Genomic DNA, 23,196 nt, shown 5'->3' with positions numbered 1-23,196 from the left:
GGCACAGAACCAAACATGCCAGAAACTGAAAACGGCAGGAAGAACGCCGGCCTGCGGAACCCATTGCGGGATCCGCGGGACCGGCGCCTGAACCGCATTGCCGGGCCATCGTCGTTGGTGTTCTTCGGAGTCACCGGCGACCTCGCCCGTAAGAAGCTCATGCCCGCGGTCTATGACCTCGCGAACCGTGGTCTCCTTCCTCCCAGCTTCGCTTTGGTGGGTTTCGGCCGCCGCGAGTGGGACAACGCGGAATTTGCCGCTGAGGTCAAGGAGAACGTCAAGGCCCACGCCCGGACGAAATTCGATGAAGCGGTCTGGGAGCAGCTTGCTTCCGGTATCCGCTTTGTCCAGGGCGAGTTCGACGACGACGACGCTTTCGAGCGCCTCGGAGATGTCCTGGATGAGCTGGACGAAACCCGCGGCACGCGCGGCAATCATGGCTTCTACCTGTCCATCCCGCCCAAGGCGTTCGAGCAAGTCTGTCGTCAGCTGTCCAAGCACGGCCTGGCACAGGCCAAGCCCGGGCAGTGGCGTCGCGTGGTCATTGAGAAGCCGTTCGGACACGACCTCGAGTCCGCCCGGCAGCTCAACGACATTGTGGAGTCCGTGTTCCCTGCCGATGCGGTGTTCAGGATCGATCACTACCTGGGTAAGGAAACGGTGCAGAACATCCTCGCGCTTCGTTTCGCGAACCAGTTGTTCGAACCCCTCTGGAACGCCAACTACGTGGACCACGTCCAGATCACCATGGCCGAAGACATCGGCACCGGCGGGCGCGCAGGCTACTACGACGGTGTGGGCGCGGCCCGTGACGTGATCCAGAACCACCTCCTGCAGTTGCTCGCGTTGACGGCGATGGAAGAACCCATTTCCTTTAACGCCGATGACTTGCGGGCGGAGAAGGAAAAAGTTCTGGCTGCGGTCAAGTTGCCCGAGGACCTCTCCACTCACTCCGCACGTGGTCAGTTCACTGGTGGCTGGCAGGGCGGCGAGGAAGTCCTGGGCTACCTGGACGAGGACGGTATCCCGGCTGACTCCAAGACCGAGACGTACGCCGCGATCCGGGTGGATATCAATACCCGCCGCTGGAATGGTGTGCCGTTCTACCTGCGGGCCGGTAAGCGCCTTGGCCGCCGCGTTACAGAGATCGCGGTGGTCTTCAAGAGGGCACCCAACCTGCTGTTCCGTGATCACGGCGAGGACGACTTCGGCCAGAATGCCGTGGTGATCCGTGTCCAGCCCGACGAGGGCGCCACGATCCGGTTCGGGTCCAAGGTTCCGGGCACGCAGATGGAAGTCCGCGATGTCACCATGGACTTCGGCTACGGCCACTCCTTCACCGAGTCCAGCCCCGAAGCCTATGAACGCCTCATCCTGGATGTACTCCTGGGCGAACCCCCGCTCTTCCCGCGTCACCAGGAAGTGGAGCTGTCCTGGAAGATCCTTGACCCGTTCGAGGAATACTGGGCCGGGCTGGAAGAACAACCACAACCTTACGCACCCGGCAGCTGGGGTCCGGCTTCGGCCGACGCCCTGCTGGCCCGCGACGGACGAACCTGGAGAAGGCCATGATTGTAGATCTTCCAGATACCACTACTTCCAAGGTCTCCAAGAAGATCATGTCGCTGCGCGAACAAGGCGGTGTCATCGCGTTGGGCCGAGTGTTGACCCTAGTGGTGGTGACCAAGTCCGGGCAGGAAGAGGAAGCAATCGAGGCGGCTAATGAAGCCAGCCGGGAACACCCGTGCAGGATCATTGTGCTTGCCGACGCAGGCGTCGAAGGTCCGGACCGCCTGGACGCGCAGATCCGTGTTGGAGGTGACGCCGGTGCTTCCGAGGTCATCGTCCTGCGCGGCCACGGGCATATGGCCCACGAGAGCGAATCGCTGGTGGCGGCACTTCTGCTTCCGGATGCACCGATCGTAGCCTGGTGGCCGCACGGTGCCCCGGAAAGTGCCTGCGAAACTTCCATCGGCCGCATTGCGCACCGCCGCATCACGGACTCCGCGAACGAGCCGGACCCCCGACGTGCTCTTGAGAACATTCGTGCAACGTACAAGGCCGGCGATACCGATCTTGCCTGGACCCGCCTGACCAACTGGCGCATGCAGCTCGCAGCTGTCTTCGACCAGGTTGACGGCGACCCGGTTTCGGCGGTGGCCGTCGAAGGCGCATCGGACTCACCCAGTACATTGCTCCTCGCCGCCTGGTTGAGCCTTGCCCTGCAGGCTCCCGTCACGATCGTGGCAGACCCGGCGGGTACCGGTATCCGCCGCGTGCGCCTCACCCGCGCCAGCGGCGATGTGCAGCTCTTCCGACCCGGCTTGTCCGTGGCCGAGCTGACCCAGCCAGGACAACCCGCGCAGCGCATCACCCTCCCCCGGCGCAGCCTTAAGGACTGCCTGGCCGAGGAACTCCGGCGGCTGGACCCCGACGAAGTCTTCGGAGAAGTGATTACGATGGGACTTCCACTTACCAGCCAGAGGAGAGTCCAGACAAGTGCACGCTGAGCCAAGAGTAAGCATCCACCCCGACTCCAAGGTGTTGATGGCCGCGATTGCAGCCCGTCTCATCACCAAGCTCGTGGATGTCCAGGACAAGCACGGCGAAGCCACGGTGGTCCTCACCGGCGGAACCGTAGGCATTGGAACGCTGAAGGCGGTGGCCGACTCTGCCGCCGCACCTGCAGTCGACTGGTCGAAGGTCAACTTCTGGTGGGGTGACGAGCGGTTCGTCGCCGCTGACAGCGACGACAGGAACACCCGCCAAGCACACCAGGCCTTGCTGGCCCACTTGTCTGTTGATCCCGCACGGGTTCACGAACCTGGTTCGGCCGACGAGTTCTCCACCGCGGAGGATGCAGCTGCTGCCTACGCCGAAGAACTCAAAGCCGCAGCCCAGGCTGAGCACGCCGCGGACATGTCTGATGACAGGCCGGAGCAGCCCGGCAAGCTGCCCCGCTTCGACATCCTGCTTCTTGGCGTAGGTCCGGACGCCCACGTGGCGTCGCTCTTCCCGGAGCAGGCCGGCATTCGGGAGAAAGAACGCACCGTGGTGGGCGTCGAAAACTCACCCAAGCCGCCGCCGTCGCGTATTTCCTTGACCCTGCCGGCCATCAACACCGCCCAGGAAATTTGGATGGTTGTTGCCGGTGAAGACAAGGCGGGTGCCGTTGGCCTTGCCCTTGCAGGTGCCAACCCCGTTCAGGTGCCGGCAGCTGGTCCCGCCGGCCGGGCGAGGACCCTGTGGCTTATTGACGAGAATGCGGCCTCACGCGTCCCCCAGCAGCTGGTCCGGAAGGACCCCGCGGGCGCGTAGCCGCTCCAGCGCTCCAGCCAGGACAACTTCGGCGTCTTGGCTGGAGCGTCTTTCTTTAACGTAATCCAGGTGGGATTTGAAGAGTTCGTCTTCGGGTCTTGGTTCCGCAGGGTGACCGGGATCCCGTGAAGCCGGCAAGCCGCATTTAGGGCAGTCCCAGGTCTTGGGAAGCTGGTCATCCGGCAGCTTAAGAAAAACGAGCCGCGTTTCGTGTCCCTTGGCGCACCAATAGGGGACACGAATACGCGGCAATTGTTCACCTTCGCCGTGGTCGCTTTGATTTCTGGGAGCGGATCCGAGGGCTACCCCAACGCGGGTGCCGCGGTAACCAGGCGTGCCATGAACCATTTTCGAACCCCTAGCGACTCGGTGGTTGGCCGTCACGGCCCGTGGGCCTTACGGCCAACAGGGCCAGTCTAATGCGGGAGGTTCGACGGCGGCACTAGTGATTGGTGCCGCCGAGCAGAAAAAATGGGGAGGCCCCTTCGAGGAGCCTCCCCAGCCGGGGACGACTAGGAGTCGCCACCCGACGTGAAGCGCATGATCAGGCCCAAGCCGATGATGACTGCGCCCCACGTAATACCAAGAATGATGGTGAAGCGGTTCAGGTTGCGCTCGGCTACGCCGGACGAACTCAATCCGGAGCTCATTCCGCCACCGAACATGTCGGACAAACCGCCGCCACGTCCCTTGTGCAGGAGGATGAGCAGCGTCAGCAGAAGGCTGGTGATGCCCAGCAGGATCTGCAGAATGACTTGAAGAACGTCCACGACGGCCTTTCGAAGAAGCGGAAAACGGGAGCCGGACTAGTCCGTGACGAGGTGGCTCTCGAACCTGACAATGTTAGCAAACTCGGCGGGGTCCAGGCTGGCGCCACCCACAAGCAATCCATCTACGTCGGTTTCGGCCATAATGGCGGCAGCGTTGTTGGCCTTGACCGAGCCGCCGTAAAGCAGGCGCGTCCTGGCGGCAACGGACTCATCAAAGAGCTCGCTAAGTTCGGCACGGATGGCGGCGCACATTTCCTGTGCATCGTCGGGGCCGGCTACCTCTCCTGTACCAATGGCCCAGACAGGCTCATAGGCAACCACGAGTTCGGCTGCCTGCTCTGCCGTGAGGCCTTCAACGCCGGCACGCAACTGAGCCAGCGTGTGATCGACGTGTGTGCCTGCTTGGCGGATCTCCAAGCCTTCGCCCACGCAGAGAACCGGGGTGACCCCGTGACGGAAGCCAGCTTTGACCTTGGCGTTCAGAACATCGTCCGATTCATTGTGGATGGTGCGACGCTCACTGTGGCCCACCAGGACGTAGGCGCAGCCCAGCTTGCTAAGGAACTGTCCGGAGATGTCGCCGGTGTAAGCGCCGGAGTCGAACTGGGACAGGTCCTGGCCGCCGTACACAACTTCCAGTTCGTCGCCCTGTACCAGTGTCTGGACGCCGCGGAGATCGGTGAACGGAGGGAAGACAGCAACCTCGACACGCTTGTAGTCGTGCTTGGCGTCGGACAAGGTCCAGGCGAGCTTCTGCAGCAACGTGATGCCCTGGACGTGGTCCATGTTCATCTTCCAGTTGCCGGCGATGAAGGGTTTGCGGACAAAGTTGCCGTTGGCAGAGGTAGTCACATGAACTCCAAAGAATGCGTTGAAATATGGAACGGCCGGCAGGACGTGTGAGCGTCCTGCCGGCCGGTGTGATGCTTAGCGGTCCAGGACGCTGAGGCCGGGAAGTTCCTTGCCTTCAAGGTATTCCAAGCTGGCGCCACCACCGGTGGAAATGTGGCCGAACTGCGAGTCCTCGAAGCCGAGGGTTCGAACGGCCGCTGCGGAATCGCCGCCGCCGACCACCGTGAAGGCCACGGTGTCCGTCAGCGCCTGGGCGATGGCCCGGGTGCCATTGGCGAACGCTTCGAATTCGAAAACGCCCATGGGGCCGTTCCAGAAGACTGTCTTGGCGCCTTCAATCTGAGCCGCAAAGGCGGACGCCGATTCGGGGCCAATGTCCAGGCCAATGCCGGAAGCACCGAAGGCGCTGTCCTCAATGGCATCCGCCTTGACCACCTCATGCTCAGCATCGGCCGCGAAACGGCTGGCGACCACCACATCCGTGGGGATGACAAAGGAGGTGCCTGCGGCAGAAGCCCGCTTGAGGTAGTCCTGGACGACGGGGATCTGGTCTTCTTCCAGGAGGCTGCCTGCCACTTTGTGTCCGGCAGCGGCGAGGAAGGTGAACAGCATGCCGCCGCCGACAAGGATGGTGTCGGCCTTGCCCAGCAAGTTGTCGATGACGGCCAGCTTGTCGGAGACCTTGGAACCGCCAAGGACCACAACGTAGGGACGTTGCGTGTCCGTGGTGAGCTTCCGGAGAACTTCCACCTCGGTGTGTACGAGATCGCCAAGGTATGACGGCAGCCGGGTGGCGACGTCATAGACACTGGCGTGTTTGCGGTGGACAGCGCCGAAAGCATCGTCCACGAACGCGCCGTTGCTTCCCGTGAGGGCCACCAGTTCGTCAGCGAAGGCGCCGCGCTCGGCGTCGTCCTTGCTGGTTTCGCGGGCATCAAAGCGAACGTTCTCCAGGACGAGTACTTCGCCGTCCTGCAGTGCCCCGGCAAGCTCCTTTGCGGAGGCACCCACCGTATCTTCGGCGAGCTGGACTTTGAAGTCCGCGAGTTCTGCCAGGCGGGCAGCGGCGGGCTTCAATGAGTACTTGTCTTCAGGGGCACCTTTGGGGCGTCCCAGGTGGGCTGTTACGAGCACACGGGCACCGGCGTCCGAGAGCTTCTTGAGGACCGGAAGGGACGCTTTGATGCGGCCATCGTCAGTCACTGTAGAGCCGTCGAGCGGCACATTCAAGTCACTTCTGACCAGAATGTACCGCCCGCGGACACCTTCAGCGATGAGTTCGTTGAGGGTGTGAGATGTCATGTGTCTACCCTAGCCCAGCTTGGATGCGACGAGCTCCGTAAGGTCCACGAGGCGGTTGGAGTAGCCCCACTCGTTGTCGTACCAGGAAACAACCTTGACCTGGTTGCCAATGACCTTGGTCAAACCGGAGTCGAAGATGGAGGAAGCGGGGTCGCCCACGATGTCGGAGGACACGATGGGGGCATCGGTGTAGCTCAGGATGCCGGCGAACTGCTCGGACTCTGCAGCTGCCTTGACGGCGGCGTTAACTTCTTCCACAGTCACTTCGCGGGAAACGGTGACGGTGAGGTCGGTGGCGGAACCCGTGGGGACGGGAACGCGGATGGCGTAGCCGTCAAGCTTGCCCTTGAGCTCCGGCAGGACCAGACCGATGGCCTTGGCAGCACCGGTGGAGGTGGGGACCATGTTGATGGCGGCGGCGCGGGCGCGGCGAAGGTCGCCGTGCGGCCCGTCCTGCAGGTTCTGGTCAGCCGTGTAGGCGTGGACCGTGGTCATAAGGCCACGTTCGATGCCAAAAGCGTCGTTGACTACCTTGGCCAGCGGGCCAAGGCAGTTGGTGGTGCAGGAAGCGTTGGAGATGATGTTGTGAGCTGCGGGGTCGTAGAGCTCGTGGTTTACTCCCATGACGATAGTGATGTCTTCGTCGCTTGCAGGTGCCGAGATGAGGACCTTCTTGGCGCCGGCGTCGATGTGCTTCTGGGCCGCTGCTGCCTTGGTGAAGAAGCCGGTGGACTCGATAACGATGTCCACGCCCAGCTCGCCCCAGGGAAGGTTGGCGGGATCGCGCTCGGCAAGGACCTTGATGGACTTGCCGTCGACTACCAGGTTTCCATCGACAACTTCCACGGTCTGGGCGAGGCGTCCACCGACGGAGTCGTATTTAAGGAGGTGGGCGAGGGTCTCGGGGCTGGTGAGGTCGTTGACTGCAACGATCTCAAGGTCTGCGCCCTGGGCCAGTGCTGCGCGGAAGTAGTTACGGCCGATGCGGCCGAAGCCGTTAATACCAATACGGGTGGTCACTATGTGTCAATCTCCTTGGTGCTCTTGCAAGCACGCCTAGTGAGTCGGATTTAGTAAATTTCCAACTAACAGACCCCGCACGTCTTTGGGCAGAGGTGATTATCAGATCGGAGGGCGACCAGCCACGTTGCTGAAGGCTAACCGCCTTCCGTGATCCATCTTACGTTTAACTAAGCCTGCCCCCGCAACTGCGGAGGCAGGCTTTCCAGCATTTGGTCCCATTTCACGCAAAAAGTGACTTTTGTTACATCGGCGTGAACCGGAACTCACCAACTACAGGACGATGAGGCCCGTGGCGTTGGCGCGCGCAGCTTCGAACCGCTTGGCAACGTCTGCCCAGTTGGCGATGTTCCAGAAGGCCTTGACGTAGTCGGCCTTGACGTTGACGTAGTCCAGGTAGAAAGCATGCTCCCACATGTCCAGCATCAGCAGCGGGGTTGTGCCCACGGCCACGTTGCCCTGCTGATCGTAGAGCTGCTCGATGAGCAGGTTGCCACCGATGGGCTCGTAGGCCAGGAAAGCCCAGCCGGAACCCTGCAGGCCCAGCGCGGCAGCGCTGAACTGGGCGCGGAAGGCATCGAACGAACCGAAAGCATCGTCGATGGCGGCTGCGAGCTCGCCCTCGGGCTTGTCGCCGCCGTCCGGGGAGATGTTGTTCCAGAACACGGAGTGGTTGATGTGGCCGCCGGTGTGGAACGCGAGGTCCTTGGAAAGGCGGTTGATGTTGGCGTAGTCGCCCTTCTCGCGCGCTTCGGCCAGCTGCGAGAGCGCGTTGTTGGCGCCAGCAACGTAGGCCGCATGGTGCTTGCTGTGGTGCAGCTCCATGATCTTTGCCGAAATGTGCGGCTCGAGTGCTGCGTAGTCGTAGCCGAGCTCGGGCAGAACGTACTCTGTCACGAAATCCTCCAATGTAATGGACTGAAGTCCGGTTTGGTAACTCTCGTTATTTCATCCGACCAGCGGGCCGGCCGGAAATCCTTGGCGAAGAAACCTGCTCTTGCCTCCACCGGGAACAACCCGCGGTGGCCTCGCAGTATTTCCTCCGCACTTTTTCGATTCTATGGGTGTGGACTACTCGTCCATCATTTCGGGAGTCACATTTGCTTCAGTGCCCGGGATGCCCAAATCTGCTGCGCGTTTATCCGCCATGGCCAGAAGGCGGCGGATGCGCCCCGCAATGGCGTCCTTGGTCATCGGGGGGTCGGCAAGACGGCCCAGCTCGTCCAGGCTCGCCTGCTTGTGGGCCACCCGGAGCTCCCCCGCGTATTTGAGGTGATCCGGGACGTCGTCGCCCAGGATCTCCAGGGCGCGGTCCACCCTTGCGCCGGCTGCCACGGCCGCCTGGGCAGAGCGCCGCAGGTTGGCGTCATCAAAGTTGGCAAGCCGGTTGGCAGTGGCGCGGACTTCCTTACGCATGCGCCGTTCCTCCCAGACCATCAGGGCGTCGTGGGCGCCCATTCGGGTCAGGAGAGCCGCGATGGTGTCGCCGTCGCGGATGACGACGCGGTCAACGCCGCGAACCTCCCGTGCCTTGGCCTGGATGCCGAGGCGGCGGGCAGCTCCGACGAGCGCCAAGGCCGACTCAGGGCCGGGGCAGGTCACTTCGAGCGAGGACGAACGTCCGGGCTCAGTAAGGGATCCATGCGCGAGGAAAGCGCCCCGCCACACTGCCTCGGCGTCCGCGGCGGAGCCGTTGACGACAACCGACGGCAAGCCCCGGACAGGACGGCCGCGTCCATCCAGCAGGCCGGTCTGGCGGGCAAGTGCTTCTCCGTCGCGGACAACGCGGACCACGTAGCGGCTCCCCCGTCGCAGCCCGCCGCCGGAGACCACAATGATCTCGCTCTGATGGCCGTAGACCTCTGCGATTGCCGCGCGGAGACGCCGGGCCGTGGAGGCGAGGTCGACCTCGGCCTCAATGACGATCCGTCCCGAAATGATGTGCAAGCCGCCTGCAAAGCGCAGCATTGCCGAAACCTCCGCCTTGCGGACTGAAGATTTCTTGATGTCCAGCCGGGACAGTTCGTCCTTGACCGACGCAGTAAGTGCCATCGTGTGTTCCTAACTGTTCCCGAAGATATCGTGGTACGCCGCTGCCAACAGCAGTGGATCATGGACGGGGCGGCGCCTCGACGCCCCTACTCTACCCAACACCACTTCCGCGCCGATCATCCCTGCGGCTTTCTCGAAGGCCTTGAGATCCTGGATGGCTGCGGGGTCCGCAAGGACCACGTCCACGCTGAACTCAGGTGCATAGCGGCGCAGGACGTCCAAATGGTCGGCCGCCGTCATGCCTGATGTTTCCTTTGTTTCCACATCAAGGTTCATGGTGAGGCAGCGCTTGGCTGCAGTATCGCCCAGGGCTTGCCGAAGCTCAGGCAGGAGCAAATGCGGCAGCACAGAGGTGTACCAGGACCCGGGACCGAGGATGACCCAGTCTGCGAGCTCTATCGCTGTGAGCGCCTCCGTGCAGGCCGGGGCGTCTTCGGGCAGGAGCGTGACCTCTTCCAACTTTCCGGCGACGGCGCATTTCGCTTGTCCCCGCACGGTCTGGAGCTCATGCCCGCCGCCTGGCAGCTCTACTCGCGCCTGCCCTTCGATGGTCAGCGGGACGCTGGACATGGGAAGCACCTGACCGCGGGCGCCCAGCAGGGCTCCAGCCCACTTCAAGCCGGCAACGGTGTCGCCGAGCAGTTCCCATAGTGTCACGATGAGCAAGTTGCCCATGGCATGGTTGTCCAGCGAACCACCCTTGGCCGATCCGGCGTCGAAGCGGTGCTGCATCACGTCGCGCCAAGTCCGCCCCCAGTCCGTGTCATCGCACAGGGCGCTCAAGGCCATCCGCAAGTCACCGGGCGGGAGGACGCCGTACTCGTCGCGGAGCCGCCCGGAGGAGCCGCCGTCGTCCGCTACCGTAACGATGGCCGTCAGCTCTGAGGTGAGCAGGCGCAGGGCCGACAAGGAGGCCGCCAGCCCGTGCCCGCCACCCAGGGCGACCACCGAGGGGCTCTTCTTCTGCTGGCTGCCTGGAACGCCCTTCGGCGGGATGAGGGGCAGCGGACCAGTCAGTACCCCCACTACTCGCGTCCCAGGTCGCGGTGGGTGGTGGTGACGGTGACGCGAGGATATTGTGCCAGGCGTTTGGAAAGCTCGACGGCGACCGCCACCGAACGGTGCTTGCCGCCGGTGCAGCCTACGGCCAAGGTGGCGTAGTGCTTGTTTTCTTGGCGGTACCCGTCCAAAACGGGTTCCAGGGCGCTGACGTAGCGGTCTACGAACTCATGCACACCATCGGCGGCCAGCACGTAGTTGCTGACGTCCTCGTCGAGCCCTGTGTGGGGCCGAAGTTGCGGGACCCAGTGCGGGTTGGGGATGAAGCGGGCGTCGGCTACGAAGTTGGCGTCCACAGGCAGCCCGTATTTGAAACCAAAGCTCATGACGTTGAGCCGAAGGGTCACCGGTCCAGTGTCGCTGAACAGCTCGGTGATGGCCGTGGCAAGGCCATGGACGTTGAACTCGCTGGTATCCAAAACAATGTCGGCGTGTTCCCGCAGTTCCCGCAGGACCTCCCGCTCGATGCCGATGCCATCAAGGATGCGACCCCCACCTTGCAGGGGGTGAGGCCTCCTGCCTTGCTCGAACCGGCGGACCAGGACTTCATCGCTTGCGTCCAGGAAGAGCACCCGGAACGAAATGCCGGTGGCACTCAAAGCGCCCAGCGCAGTCTGGATGTCGGTGAAGAGATCCTTGCTGCGGACATCCACCACCACAGCCAGCTTGGGAATTGACTTGGGGGCATGGGAGACGATTTCGGCCAGCGTACCCAGCATTTGCGGAGGCAGGTTGTCCACGACGTACCAGCCGTGATCCTCCAGGGCATCCGAAGCGGTACTGCGTCCCGCCCCCGACATGCCGGTGACGACCAGCAGCTCCGCCTCCGGTGGCTTGACGGGCGTCATGCCGTCCTGCTCCGTGCCGGACCCTGCCGTTGCCTCATCCATCAATTGTCCCCGTTTCGTCGGAAGTGCTCAGTACAGCAAGTTCTAACCCTAGCTAAGATTCAAGGATTTCGCCGGTGGTCATGTTGACCGCGGGCGCTGTTTCATCAGTGTCCGCGGTGGAACCCAAATGCTGGACGACTGCAGCGGCCAGGGCCGGCCCGATGCCCTTGGCGGAAGTGAGCTCCTCCACGGATGCGGCCCGGATCTTCTTGAGCGAACCAAAATGTGCCACCAGGGCCTTTCGTTTGGCCTCGCCCAGGCCAGGCACACCGTCCAAAACGGAGACCGTCATGGCCTTGCCGCGCTTTTGCCGGTGGAAGGTGATGGCGAAACGGTGGGCTTCGTCGCGGATCCGTTGGAGAAGGTACAGTCCCTGCGACGTTCGGGGAAGGATCACCGGGAAGTCGCTGTCGGGGAGCCAGACCTCCTCCAAACGCTTGGCCAAACCCACCACGTAGACGTCGTCGATTCCAAGCGCGGCGAGGGCGCGCGCGGCGGCGTTGACCTGCGGTTGCCCGCCGTCCACCACCACCAGGTTGGGCGGGTAGGCGAACTTCGCCTTTGGCGCAGGCATGCTTGGGTCCGACGGCGGCACTTCACTTGCGGTCTTGGCGCCCGCCCTTGTCGGGTTGACGATCTCCCCGGACACTACCGGGACTTGTGCGGCCTTGTCCGTCAGGTAATGCCGGAAGCGCCGGGTCAGGACGTCGTGCATGGCAGCGGTGTCGTCCGCTGCCGCGGGACCGGTAATGGAGAACTTTCGGTAGTCCGATTTCTTGGGCAGCCCATCTTCGACCACCACCATGGAGGCCACCACGTTGGTGCCTTGTACGTGGGAGATATCGAAGCATTCGATGCGCAAGAGGGGAACCGGTATCTCGAGTGCTTCCTGCAGTTCCTGGAGCGCCAGGGAGCGCACGGTAATGTCGCCGGCGCGGCGGGTCTTGTGCAATTTGAGGGCTTGCTCCGCATTGTCCCGCACGGTGGACATCAAGGCAGCTTTGTCTCCGCGCTGCGGCACACGGATGTCTACCTTGGCGCCGCGCAACCCACCCAGCCATTCGGTGAGTTCGGCGTGGTTGCTGGGGTTCTCCGGTACCAGTACCTCCCGCGGGATGCGGCCTTGCACCTCGCTGTCTTCCCCGTACACCTGCTGAAGCAAGTGCTCAATGAGTTCCGGTGTGGTGGCGTCCTCGACTTTCTCCACCACCCAACCCCGCTGCCCGCGGACACGGCCGCCGCGCACGTGGAACACCTGCACGGAGGCTTCCAGTTCGTCGTCGTGCAACGCGAAGACATCTGCGTCGGTATCCTCCGCGAGGACCACGGCGTTGCGTTCAAAGACCTTGCGGAGGGCAATGATGTCATCCCTGAGTCCCGCGGCACGCTCGTAATCCAGCTCGGCCACGGCCGCCGTCATGTCCTTTTCAAGCCGTCCGATGAAGCGCTTGGCTTCGCCCCCCATGAAGGAACAGAAATCCTCGGCGAGGGCCCGGTGTTCATCGGGTGTGACCCGGCCAACGCAGGGGGCCGAACACTTGTCGATGTAGCCCAGGAGGCATGGCCGTCCACTGGACTGCGCCCGTTTGAAGACCCCTGCACTGCAGCTGCGGACCGGAAAGACCCGCAGGAGGGTGTCCATGGTTTCCCTGATGGCTCCAGCAGTGTAGGGCCCAAAGTACCGGGTGCCTTTCCGCCGCTCCCCACGCATGACCTGCACCCTGGGGTACTTCTCGCCCATGGTCACGGCGAGGTAGGGGTAGGTCTTGTCGTCGCGGAAAACCACATTGAAGCGCGGCTTGAATTCCTTGATCCAGGTGTATTCCAGCTGCAGCGATTCCAGTTCGCTGCCCACCACGGTCCATTCCACGCTACTGGCCGCGTGGACCATTGCGTGGGTTTTCGGGAGCAGCCCCGCAGGGTTGGCGAAGTAGGAGTTCAGCCTGGACCGGAGGTTCTTTGCCTTGCCCACATAGATGACCCGGCCATGGGGGTCGCGGAATCGATAGACGCCCGGGGTGGTGGGAATTTCACCCGTTTGGGGCCGGTAACTTGCTGGATCTGCCACGATTCCAGTCTAGTGAACAGGACCGACAGCCATTGACAACCGTTCGGACGCGCTGCTGGCCCTAGTCCACCGACTTGCTCTGGTTGTAACTCGTGGAGCGTTCCTGTCCGCTGAGGAGGGCAATGGCGTCCATGATCTTGTCAGTCACTTCACGGCGTGCGGGCAACGAGTGGTCAGGGCCCGTTTTATCGAAGTACAGGGGCTCGCCGACCTTCATGGTGAAATGCTGCGGGCGTACGGCGTTCTTATCCGCAGGCTGCAGCTTTTCCGTACCGATCAGGCCCACGGGGATGACCGGCGCTCCGGTCGTCAAGGCAAGCCAGCCCACCCCGGTCCGACCACGGTAAAGGATGCCGTCACGGGACCGGGTTCCCTCAGGGTAAATGCCGATGCCTTTTCCGGATTCGAGAATGTCCAGGAGGGTCTTGAGCGCTTGTACGCTTGCCGCCTGCTCGCCGCGTTCAACGGGGATGGAACCTACGGCCTCGAAGAAGGACTTCATCACAGCGCCTTTGACGCCCTTGGTGGTGAAATATTCGGCCTTGGCGAAGAAAGCGACAGGACGGGGCATGAGGGCTTGGACGATGACACTGTCCAGGAAGGAAAGGTGATTGGGAGCAACGATGAACGGTCCCTCCTTGGGGACGTTTTCGAGTCCAATGACCGTAGGCCGGCATGTGGAGGAGATCAGTCCGCGGGTGGTCCACCGGATCGCATCAAAGACTGCCATCGTTTTGTACCTCGCTAAGGGCTGCCGCACGGACAGCGTCAAGTTCTTCAATTTTGTTTCGGAGTTCAAGCGCGGTTCCCACGACGGCTACCGCACCGGCTTCTTCCAGTTCGCCGTCCGGGGCGAATCCCCACGTGACGCCGATGCAGTCCAAGCCGTTGGCCATTGCGCCGGCGACGTCCTGGTGCCTGTCCCCCACCATCACCGCCGGCTGGGAATGGAGGTCCGCCAAAGCAGCGCCAACGATCTCCACCTTGCCGGACGTGGTATTCGCCCCCACGGACTCGTCATCCGCCGCTCCACGAATGGAGACGAAGAAATCAGCAATGTTGTGGTGCTCCAGCACGAGCTGCGCAATCGACTGCGGTTTTTGGGTAGCCACTGCCACTGGCCGGCCGGATTCGGCGAAGAACTCAAGGAGGTCGGATATTCCGGGGTAAAGCTTACTTTGGGCTATACCGGATTCCCGGTAATGGCGCCGATAGCGATCAATGGTTTCATCCACCAATTCCGCAGGGACGTTTGCCAAATGCAGGAGGGAGTCGCTGAGCTTGGGCCCCACCATGGAATTCAGTACGGCTTGTTCGGGAACGGGCAGGCCCATTTCCTGGAGCGCTGCCGAAATTCCTCCTGTGATACCACCTGCGGGATCGACAAGGGTGCCGTCCAGATCGAATATTACGGGCACCGTTGTTTGAGTCACCGGGTTAGTTTCTCACGAGTAGCGGCATGCCTGAAACTCGCATGCCGCTACCGGAATACTTCCTGGGTTGGAGAGATATTCCCTTGACAGCCTCATGGCCGCCAGTCAGGTACTAGCCCAGAATCTCTGCCAAGAAGGTAGCTGTGTGGCTGTCGGTCGATTTGGCAACTTGCTCCGGTGTGCCGGTGGCCACGATCTTTCCGCCACCCGAACCGCCATTCGGGCCCAAATCCACAATCCAGTCTGCGGACTTGATGACGTCCAGGTTGTGCTCGATGGTGATGACGGTGTTGCCTTTGTCCACCAAGCCCTGCAGCACCATGAGCAGCTTCCGGATGTCCTCGAAGTGCAGGCCGGTGGTGGGCTCGTCCAGGACGTAAATGCTGCGCCCGTTGGAGCGCTTCTGGAGCTCGGCCGCGAGCTTCACTCTCTGGGCTTCGCCACCTGACAAGGTGGTGGCCGGCTGACCCAGACGAACGTAGCCAAGGCCAACGTCCACCAGCGTGTTCAAATGCCGTGCGATGGGGGTGAAGGCGGCAAAGAACTCGGCGCCTTCCTCGATGGGCATGTTGAGGACATCGGCAATGGTCTTGCCCTTGTAGTGGACCTCAAGTGTTTCCCGGTTGTACCTGGCGCCGTGGCACACCTCGCAGGGCACGTAGACATCAGGCAGGAAGTTCATCTCGATCTTCAGCGTGCCGTCGCCTGAGCAGGCTTCGCAGCGCCCGCCCTTGACGTTGAACGAGAACCGTCCTGGCTGGTATCCGCGAACCTTGGCTTCGGTGGTCTCCGCGAACAGTTTGCGGATGTTGTCAAACACACCTGTGTAGGTTGCCGGGTTGGAACGGGGCGTCCGCCCGATGGGGCTTTGGTCCACGTGGACCACCTTGTCCAGGTGCTCCAGTCCTGCAACAGTCCGGTGGCGTCCTGCCACTTGCTTGGCGCCGTTGAGTTTATTGGCGAGGACCTTGTAAAGGATCTCGTTCACCAGTGTCGACTTGCCCGAGCCGCTCACGCCGGTCACTGCAGTGAAGAGTCCCAACGGGAACGTCGCGTCAACGTTGTTGAGGTTGTTCTCCCGTGCGCCGACAACCTTGAGCTCACGCTTTTTGTCGTACTTGCGGCGCTTGGCGGGGATGTCGATCTTGCGACGTCCCGACAGGTAGTCGCCGGTCAGGGAGTCGGTGTTCGCCAGGAGTTCCTTATAGGTACCGGAGTGCACCACCTGTCCACCGTGCTCGCCGGCTCCTGGTCCAATGTCCACTACCCAGTCGGCCTCATGAATGGTGTCTTCGTCGTGTTCCACCACAATCAAGGTATTGCCGAGGTCGCGCAGGCGGGTCAGTGTCTCGATGAGTCGCCGGTTGTCGCGCTGGTGAAGGCCGATGGACGGCTCATCCAAAACGTAAAGGACACCCACCAGGCCGGAACCGATCTGAGTGGCGAGACGGATGCGTTGGGCTTCACCACCGGACAAAGTACCCGAGGGGCGCTCAAGGTTGAGGTATTCCAAGCCGACATCCAGGAGGAAGGTCAGGCGGGCCTGGATCTCCTTCAGCACCTGGTTGGCGATCTGGGCTTCCCTGTTGGTGAGGGTCAAACTGCCCAGGAACTCTGCGCACTCGCGCATCGGCAGGGCCGCAACGGCGGCAATCGATTTTCCGTTAATGAGTACGGACAAGGAGGCGGGGTTGAGGCGCGCACCGTTGCACTCAGGGCACGGGATCTGGCGCATGTACTCTTCGTATCGGTCGCGGGCCCAGTCGGAGTCGGTTTCGCCGTGCTTCCGATGGACGTACTGAATGGCACCTTCAAAGCCGGTGCTGTACTTGCGTTCACGACCGAAGCGGTTCTTGTACTGGACAACCACTTTGTGGTCCTTGCCGTGAAGAACGGTGTTCCGCACGTCCTTGGGAAGCTTTTCCCACGAGGTCTTCATGGAGAAGCCAAGCTCGTGGGCCAGGCCCTCCAGGAGGCGGTTCCAGTACTCAGTAGTCGCTGTGCCCAAAGACCAAGGGGCGATGGCACCCTCGCCCAAGGACAGTTCCGGGTTGGGAACGATGAGTTCCTCATCCACTTCCAGCTTGGTGCCGATGCCGCTGCAGGCGGAACAGGCGCCGAAGGGGTTGTTGAACGAGAAGGAGCGGGGTTCGATTTCATCGATGGCCAGCGGGTGCTCGTTGGGGCAGGCCAGGTTCTCGGAGAAGGCCCGGATACGCGCGGGATCCTCGGCATCAAGGTCCACGAATTCAACCAGCACGCGCCCTTCAGCCAGGCCCAAGGCGGTCTCCACGGAGTCCGTAAGACGCTGGCTGATATCTTCCTTCACCACCAGGCGGTCCACCACGACCTCGATGGTGTGCTTGAACTGCTTTCCCAGCTTGGGAGGATCGCTCAGCTGAACGAGTTCCCCATCCACCCGGGCACGGGAATAGCCCTTCGCGGTCAATTCTTTGAAGAGATCAACGAATTCGCCCTTGCGCCCGCGAACCACCGGGGCGAGGACCTGGAAACGAGTGCCTGTCTCCAGTTCCAGGAGCTGGTCCACGATCTGCTGCGGCGTCTGCCGGGCAATGGGCTCGCCACAGACAGGGCAGTGCGGGCGGCCTACGCGGGCCCACAGCAAACGCATGTAGTCGTAGATCTCAGTGATGGTGCCCACCGTGGAACGGGGGTTCTTGCTGGTGGACTTCTGGTCGATGGACACTGCCGGCGACAAGCCTTCGATGAAGTCGACGTCGGGCTTATCCACCTGGCCAAGGAACTGGCGGGCGTACGCGGACAGCGACTCCACGTACCGGCGCTGGCCTTCGGCAAAAATGGTGTCAAAGGCCAAGGACGATTTACCGGAACCTGAGAGCCCCGTGAACACGATCATGGCATCACGCGGGAGGTCGAGATCCACGTTGCGGAGGTTGTGTTCCCGGGCACCCTTCACCACAAGCCGCGACAGGTCTGGCTTGCTCGGCTTCGTATCGGGAACGACGGAGACGCTCTTGGGAGAATCGATGGCGGTATCTTCAGCTAAGGCTTTGGGCACTTACCAATGCTAATCGAAAACTTCTTCGAATTTCCATGTCGTGCCTCACATGCTACTGATCGGTATCAATCGGCATCGTAGGCAGCTGCAAGAAGCTGCACTGCTTCGGCGAAGGAAGCCCCTTGAGCTTTCGCGGCGGCCGCATACTGCGCAGCGACATCAGCCAGCGCGCCCCAACGGTCATCCCGTGCGCACACCACCGTTCCATTGCGCCCACGGGTGGCCACGACGCCTGCCGCTTCCAACTCCTTGTACGCCCGGGCCACAGTGTGTGGAGCGACGTCGAGCACCCCGGCCAGGTTGCGCACTGGCGGGAGTTTAGCCCCGACGGCGAGGACGCCGGAGTCCGCCAGCTCAATGATCCGCAGCCGCAGCTGTTCAAAGAGCGCCACAGCGCTGGCCGTGTTGGGGCGCCAGACGCCCGGGAACTCCCCGGTGGGAGTCACGAGGAACTCCGGCCGTGTGCCCGCACCACTCGGTGCGGCTGAAGATTGAAGCGTCCTTGGTCCATGCCGAGAATTAGACCAGCGACGCCTGCATGGGACAAGCCATCGCACCGCCGGAACCTGATTGCTACGCAAAAGGCAGCAGACCGCCGGTTCATGCGTTCTTTCGCGCGACCGCGAAGATGCGACGGAACGGAAATACCGTTCCGTGGCTCGTCGCCGGGTAGGCCTCCCGCAGCAGCGCGGAGTACTGCTGTTCGAAGTCGGCGGCTTCTGCCGTGGACAAGGCCGCCAGCACCGGTCTGAGCCCCGTGCCGCGGACCCATTCCAAAACGGGATTCCCACCTTCCAGGACCTGCTGGTAGGTGGTCTCCCAAGCGTCAGCCGAGCATCCGGCGTCGAGCATGATGCCCAGGTACTCCGCAGGAGTGCCAACCGCGCCGTCGTGCCGCAGCACTCCGCCCAGCAGCGGCCGCCACTGCGGAGATTCGGCGAGTCCGCGCATCAGCGTGTGCGACGGCGACGTGAAGTTTCCCGGAACCTGCATGGCAAACCAGGCGCCGGGTTTCAGGGCAGCGAGCCAGTTGCTGAGCATTTCCCGATGGCCGGGAACCCATTGGAGGGCGGCATTGGTGACAACGACGTCAGTTTCGGGGTCAGGGGCCCAGTCGGCGATGTCCCCCTGCTCGAAAGTCAACTGGCTGGACTGCAGTGCCTGGCGTTCGGCCTTCTGCAGCATTTCCTCCGACGAGTCGATGCCCACAATCCGCGCTGCTGGCCAACGGGCCGTGAGCGTGGCCGTCAGGTTTCCGGGGCCACAGCCAAGATCCACCACGAGCCGCGGATCGCTGGAATGGACCCTCGCGACAAGATCATGGAACGGGCGGTCCCGATGATTGCCAAACTCCACATACTTGGACGGATCCCATTTCACAAAAGCCTCCTCGCATCCGGCACCACTGCTGGGCCGAGCCTAAACCGTCCGGGCACTAAGCTGGAAACCAATGAAACTTCTTGAGCAGCTCCCTGGTTCCACCGCTACCGGTCCCTTGGACCCGGACGCAATCTACACACGCTTCGTGGAGTGGACGGAGAGCCGCGGGCTGCAGCTGTACCCTGCGCAGGACGAAGCGATCATGGAACTCGCCGCCGGCGCCAACGTCATCCTTGCCACCCCTACGGGCTCGGGCAAATCACTGGTAGCCATCGCAGCCCACTTTGAGGCCATGGCCCGAGGTCAGCGGAGCTACTACACGGCTCCGATCAAGGCGCTGGTCTCGGAGAAGTTCTTCGCGCTGTGCGATATCTTCGGAGCCGAGAACGTGGGCATGATCACCGGTGACTCCGGTGTGAACCAGGACGCCCCCATCATCTGCTGCACGGCGGAGATCCTCGCCAACATCGCGCTGCGCGAAGGAGCGTCAGCGGAACTGGGCTCGGTGATCATGGACGAGTTCCATTTCTACTCCGATCCCCAGCGCGGCTGGGCCTGGCAGGTGCCCCTGCTGGAACTGCCCCAAGCGCAGTTCCTCCTGATGTCCGCCACGCTGGGCGACGTCAGCCGTTTTGAAACCGGGTTGACTGGGCTGACGGGCCGGGCGACCACGACGGTGAGTTCTGCCGAACGTCCCATTCCGCTGCATTACTACTACCACCTCACCCCGGTCCACGAGACGTTGGAAGAACTGCTCGCCACCAAGCAGGTTCCGGTGTACGTGGTCCACTTCAGCCAGGCTGAAGCCATTGAACGCGCGCAGAACCTCATGAGCATCAACATGTGCAGCCGCGATGAAAAGGACCGGATCGCCGAGCTCATTGCCGGCTTCAGGTTCGCCGCCGGTTTCGGAAAGACGCTCAACCGGCTGGTTCGCCACGGGATCGGGGTCCACCACGCCGGTATGCTCCCCAAATACCGCCGCTTGGTGGAGCAGCTCGCCCAGGCAGGGCTCCTCAAGGTCATTTGCGGCACTGACACTTTGGGCGTGGGCATCAACGTGCCCATCCGCACCGTTTTGTTGACGGCCTTGAGCAAATACGACGGCGTCCGAACCAGGGCGCTCAACTCCCGTGAGTTCCACCAGATTGCGGGACGTGCCGGCCGTGCCGGCTACGACACCGCCGGCACGGTGGTGGTCCAGGCTCCTGACCATGTGGTGGAAAACACCAAAGCCATGGCAAAGGCCACCGCCAAGTTTGGCGACGACCAGAAGAAGCTGCGCCAGGTGGTCAAGAAGAAGCCGCCGGAGGGATTCGTGTCCTGGGGCGAACCCACGTTCAATCGACTGGTTGAATCCGTTCCTGAGCCACTGACCTCAAGCTTTACGGTGACCCACGCAATGTTGCTCAACCTCATGGAGCGTCCGGGAGATCCCTTCCAGGCGACCCGTCGCTTGCTCACCGAAAACCATGAGAGCCGGCCTGCGCAGTTGCGGCTCATGAAGAAAGCCCTGGGGATCTACCGCGAACTGCTGGCTGCGGGCGTCGTGGAGCGCATCCCGGAAGAGGAGCAGGAAGCAGAAGGACGGTCAGTCCGTCTGACCGTTCACCTGCAGGCCAACTTCGCCTTGAACCAGCCCCTCTCCCCCTTCGCGCTTGCTGCCTTGGAACTACTCGATCCGGAGTCGCCGTCGTACGCCCTTGACGTGGTCTCCGTCATCGAATCGACGCTGGAGAAGCCGCGCCAGATTCTCTCAGCCCAGCAGAAGAAGGCACGCGGCGAGGCCGTGGCCGCCATGAAGGCTGATGGCATCGAGTATGAGCAACGCATGGCCATGCTGGATGAAGTCACCTATCCGATGCCATTGGCGGAGATCCTGGGCGAAGCCTTTGAGGTCTATCGCAAAGCGGCACCGTGGGTGGGCGACTTCGAGCTTGCACCGAAATCGATCATCCGTGACATGTACGAGCGCGCCATGAATTTTGGTGAGTTCGTGCAGTTCTACGGCCTCGCCCGCTCGGAAGGTATCGTCCTGCGTTACCTGGCTGACGGTTTCCGGGCCCTGCGCCAGACCGTTCCCCAGGACTCGCTTCGTGAGGATCTTGAAGACCTCATTGCGTGGTTGGGCGAACTGGTGCGCCAAGTGGACTCCAGCTTGCTGGACGAATGGGAAGAGCTCACGTCGGGATTGACGCCGACGCCGCATGATGCGCCACCGCCCCCACCGCCGCTGCTGACCTCCAATATCCGGGCCTTCCGGGTGATGGTCAGGAACGAGATGTTCCGCCGCGTTGAACTCTTTGCGGACGAGGACTCAGCTGCCTTGGGCGAATTGGACTCCGATGCCGGCTGGGATGCTGACCGCTGGGAAGAGGTCCTGGACGACTACTTCGACGAACACGACGACATTGGGACCGGGCCGGATGCACGTGGGCCGGGCTTACTCATCATCACTGAGGAAGCCGGAGTGTGGAAAGTCCGGCAAATCTTCGATGACCCGGCCCGCAACCACGACTGGTGCATTTCGGCTGACGTTGATTTGGCAGCTTCTGACGAGACAGGCACCGCCGTGGTCCGCGTGACCGACGTCAACAGGCTGTAGCTGGTACGCATGGAGTCCATCCCCGACCTTACGGGCAGCCTGAGGCAACTGGAAGCCGTACGCGAGGTGCCGCGGGCGTCCTGTACAGGTCCGCGGCGGTGGTGGGGCGGTGGTCTGGATGTTGAGGGGCTGGCGGTTGGTTCTGTTCAGGCCGCAGCGACGGCACTCAACGCCCTGACAGGGTCTGCCGGTACGTACGGAGCGGCGGCAGAGTTGGTGGCGGGAGCCTTCGACTCCCTGGGGTACCTCAGGATCGCCGGGCAGAAGCCCGAAGGCTTTGCGGCCATGTCGGGGTTCCGGCGTACCTCGGACGGCTGGATCCGCCTCCATGCCAATTACCCTCACCACGCTGCCCGGTTGATGGCGGCCCTTTCGGCAACCGGGCCCCACGATGTTGACCGCGTCCTGTTGTCGATGACGTCGTTGGAGGCCGAGGAGGCGATCGTCTCGCACCAAGGTGTCGCTGCCGCCGTTCGCAGGCGAACGGAATGGATGTCCTCAGCCATGCATGCCGCGGCCAGCTCCGGCCCCTGGATCAGCTTCCACCGTTCCAAGGTTCAGTCCTCGGGGACGGGTGCCCCACCGTGGACGCCGGGAGGGAACCGGCTTCTGCCGTTGGACGGTTTGAAGGTCCTGGACCTTACGCGCGTCATCGCCGGACCAACAGCCACCCGCCTGCTCGGCGCTCTGGGTGCGGACGTGCTGCGCGTCGACCCGCCAGGCATTCCGGAACTGACCGATGCATTTGTGGATGGGGGCTTCGACAAACGGAGTGCTCTTGCAAATCTGGAGGACACTGTGGAGTTGGCCGCCGTCACCTGCCTTGTCGATTCCGCCGATGTCGTCGTGACGGGATACCGCGACGGCGGTCTGGACCGTTTTGGTTTTGGGTCCGAGGCGTTGTTGGCACGAAAGCCCGACCTCGTGGTGGCCACATTGACGGCGTGGGGAGGAATCGGACCGTGGAGAGGTCGGCGCGGTTTCGACAGCCTTGTCCAGGCTGCCTCCGGAATTGCCGAACGCTACGGACAGCATGGCGACGCCGGGTGGACGCCGGGCGCATTGCCCGTCCAGGCCCTGGACCACGCCACCGGGTACGGGCTGGCGGCAGCGGTGCTGGCACTGCTCGCCCAGCGCCTCAGGACCGGAGCTGGTGGTTCAGCCAAGCTCTCCCTGGCTCGGACGGCGGAGGAGCTCTTCGGGCTGCCGTCGAGCCCTGCGGACGCTTCCACGAGTTGGGTTGCCGAGCCCGACTACCTTGACATGGACAGCCCCTACGGCCAGCTCAGGTTTGTTGGGCCACCATTCGTGGTTGATGGCGTCCCATTCCGATACAGGGAGCCGCCTGTCCGGTATGGAACGTCTGTTCCCGCCTGGCGGCAGCGCGCCTGACTCCCCTAGTAAGCT

At 62.7% G+C, this 23,196-nt stretch carries 20 protein-coding genes; 5 read left to right on the top strand and 15 right to left on the bottom strand.

The features are described 5' to 3' along the window. The first annotated feature begins 15 nt into the window (after positions 1-15). The 3 genes from zwf to pgl are packed head-to-tail and all read left to right on the top strand — an operon-like array spanning position 16 to position 3,318. The gene (gene zwf, locus FQP90_RS02885; protein ID WP_144648236.1) at positions 16-1,572 is read left to right on the top strand and encodes a glucose-6-phosphate dehydrogenase; all 1,557 of its coding nucleotides are present in this window, start codon (positions 16-18) and stop codon (positions 1,570-1,572) included. Then, positions 1,569-2,510: a glucose-6-phosphate dehydrogenase assembly protein OpcA gene (locus tag FQP90_RS02880; RefSeq protein WP_144648235.1), complete on the top strand. Its 942-nt coding sequence runs from the start codon at positions 1,569-1,571 to the stop codon at positions 2,508-2,510. Before zwf ends, FQP90_RS02880 begins: the two co-directional genes overlap by 4 nt. Beyond that, complete coding sequence (gene pgl / locus FQP90_RS02875; protein ID WP_144648234.1) at positions 2,500-3,318, top strand: 6-phosphogluconolactonase; 819 nt, start codon at positions 2,500-2,502, stop codon at positions 3,316-3,318. Before FQP90_RS02880 ends, pgl begins: the two co-directional genes overlap by 11 nt. Here pgl and FQP90_RS02870 read toward each other — a convergent pair. From FQP90_RS02870 to FQP90_RS02800, 15 genes are all read right to left on the bottom strand, one after another. Then, on the bottom strand, positions 3,271-3,666 hold the full coding sequence (locus tag FQP90_RS02870) for an RNA polymerase-binding protein RbpA (RefSeq protein ID WP_144648233.1): 396 nt from the start codon (positions 3,664-3,666) through the stop codon (positions 3,271-3,273). The two genes, pgl and FQP90_RS02870, sit on opposite strands and share 48 nt — an antisense overlap. A gap of 164 nt (positions 3,667-3,830) precedes the next feature. Then, the gene (gene secG, locus FQP90_RS02865; RefSeq protein ID WP_024821019.1) at positions 3,831-4,088 is read right to left on the bottom strand and encodes a preprotein translocase subunit SecG; all 258 of its coding nucleotides are present in this window, start codon (positions 4,086-4,088) and stop codon (positions 3,831-3,833) included. 36 nt (positions 4,089-4,124) lie between these two features. Further along, on the bottom strand, positions 4,125-4,940 hold the full coding sequence (gene tpiA / locus FQP90_RS02860; protein WP_144648232.1) for a triose-phosphate isomerase: 816 nt from the start codon (positions 4,938-4,940) through the stop codon (positions 4,125-4,127). 75 nt (positions 4,941-5,015) lie between these two features. After that, entirely contained in the window at positions 5,016-6,242 is a 1,227-nt protein-coding gene (locus FQP90_RS02855) for a phosphoglycerate kinase (RefSeq protein ID WP_144648231.1), read from the bottom strand. A gap of 9 nt (positions 6,243-6,251) precedes the next feature. Then, positions 6,252-7,262, bottom strand: coding sequence for a type I glyceraldehyde-3-phosphate dehydrogenase (gene gap / locus FQP90_RS02850; protein WP_089595055.1), 1,011 nt, complete (start codon positions 7,260-7,262; stop codon positions 6,252-6,254). Positions 7,263-7,535: 273 nt separating this feature from the next. Then, positions 7,536-8,159 (bottom strand): superoxide dismutase, encoded by a 624-nt coding sequence (locus tag FQP90_RS02845; RefSeq protein WP_144648230.1) that lies wholly within the window; start codon positions 8,157-8,159, stop codon positions 7,536-7,538. 174 nt (positions 8,160-8,333) lie between these two features. Then, complete coding sequence (gene whiA, locus FQP90_RS02840; RefSeq protein ID WP_144648229.1) at positions 8,334-9,314, bottom strand: DNA-binding protein WhiA; 981 nt, start codon at positions 9,312-9,314, stop codon at positions 8,334-8,336. Positions 9,315-9,323: 9 nt separating this feature from the next. Next, positions 9,324-10,340: a gluconeogenesis factor YvcK family protein gene (locus FQP90_RS02835; RefSeq protein ID WP_144648228.1), complete on the bottom strand. Its 1,017-nt coding sequence runs from the start codon at positions 10,338-10,340 to the stop codon at positions 9,324-9,326. Then, on the bottom strand, positions 10,340-11,263 hold the full coding sequence (rapZ, locus tag FQP90_RS02830; protein ID WP_144648227.1) for an RNase adapter RapZ: 924 nt from the start codon (positions 11,261-11,263) through the stop codon (positions 10,340-10,342). Before rapZ ends, FQP90_RS02835 begins: the two co-directional genes overlap by 1 nt. Positions 11,264-11,315: 52 nt before the next feature. After that, positions 11,316-13,331 carry an excinuclease ABC subunit UvrC gene (gene uvrC / locus FQP90_RS02825; protein ID WP_144648226.1) on the bottom strand — a complete coding sequence of 672 codons (2,016 nt, stop codon included), beginning with the start codon at positions 13,329-13,331 and terminating at the stop codon, positions 11,316-11,318. Positions 13,332-13,392: 61 nt separating this feature from the next. Then, positions 13,393-14,061 carry a lysophospholipid acyltransferase family protein gene (locus tag FQP90_RS02820; protein WP_144648225.1) on the bottom strand — a complete coding sequence of 223 codons (669 nt, stop codon included), beginning with the start codon at positions 14,059-14,061 and terminating at the stop codon, positions 13,393-13,395. Continuing rightward, complete coding sequence (locus FQP90_RS02815; RefSeq protein WP_144648224.1) at positions 14,048-14,764, bottom strand: HAD hydrolase-like protein; 717 nt, start codon at positions 14,762-14,764, stop codon at positions 14,048-14,050. Before FQP90_RS02815 ends, FQP90_RS02820 begins: the two co-directional genes overlap by 14 nt. Before the next feature lie 112 nt (positions 14,765-14,876). After that, a complete protein-coding gene (gene uvrA / locus FQP90_RS02810; protein ID WP_144648223.1) occupies positions 14,877-17,804 on the bottom strand; it encodes an excinuclease ABC subunit UvrA in 2,928 nt (975 codons plus the stop codon). A gap of 65 nt (positions 17,805-17,869) precedes the next feature. Next, complete coding sequence (locus FQP90_RS02805; protein ID WP_144648222.1) at positions 17,870-18,250, bottom strand: GntR family transcriptional regulator; 381 nt, start codon at positions 18,248-18,250, stop codon at positions 17,870-17,872. Positions 18,251-18,404: 154 nt separating this feature from the next. Then, on the bottom strand, positions 18,405-19,184 hold the full coding sequence (locus tag FQP90_RS02800) for a trans-aconitate 2-methyltransferase (RefSeq protein WP_144648221.1): 780 nt from the start codon (positions 19,182-19,184) through the stop codon (positions 18,405-18,407). Between the two features lie 70 nt (positions 19,185-19,254). On the opposite strand from FQP90_RS02800, the gene FQP90_RS02795 reads away from it, so the two are divergent. Further along, positions 19,255-21,789, top strand: a complete 2,535-nt coding sequence (locus tag FQP90_RS02795) for a DEAD/DEAH box helicase (protein WP_144648220.1) — start codon at positions 19,255-19,257, stop codon at positions 21,787-21,789. 9 nt (positions 21,790-21,798) lie between these two features. Beyond that, a complete protein-coding gene (locus FQP90_RS02790; RefSeq protein WP_144648219.1) occupies positions 21,799-23,181 on the top strand; it encodes a CoA transferase in 1,383 nt (460 codons plus the stop codon). Positions 23,182-23,196: the final 15 nt, after the last annotated feature.

Source organism: Paenarthrobacter nitroguajacolicus (genome assembly GCF_007786235.1).
GTDB lineage: Bacteria > Actinomycetota > Actinomycetes > Actinomycetales > Micrococcaceae > Arthrobacter > Arthrobacter nitroguajacolicus_A.
Note: the sequence above shows the minus strand (reverse complement) of the source record. Positions and strands in the feature narration are given on the sequence as shown.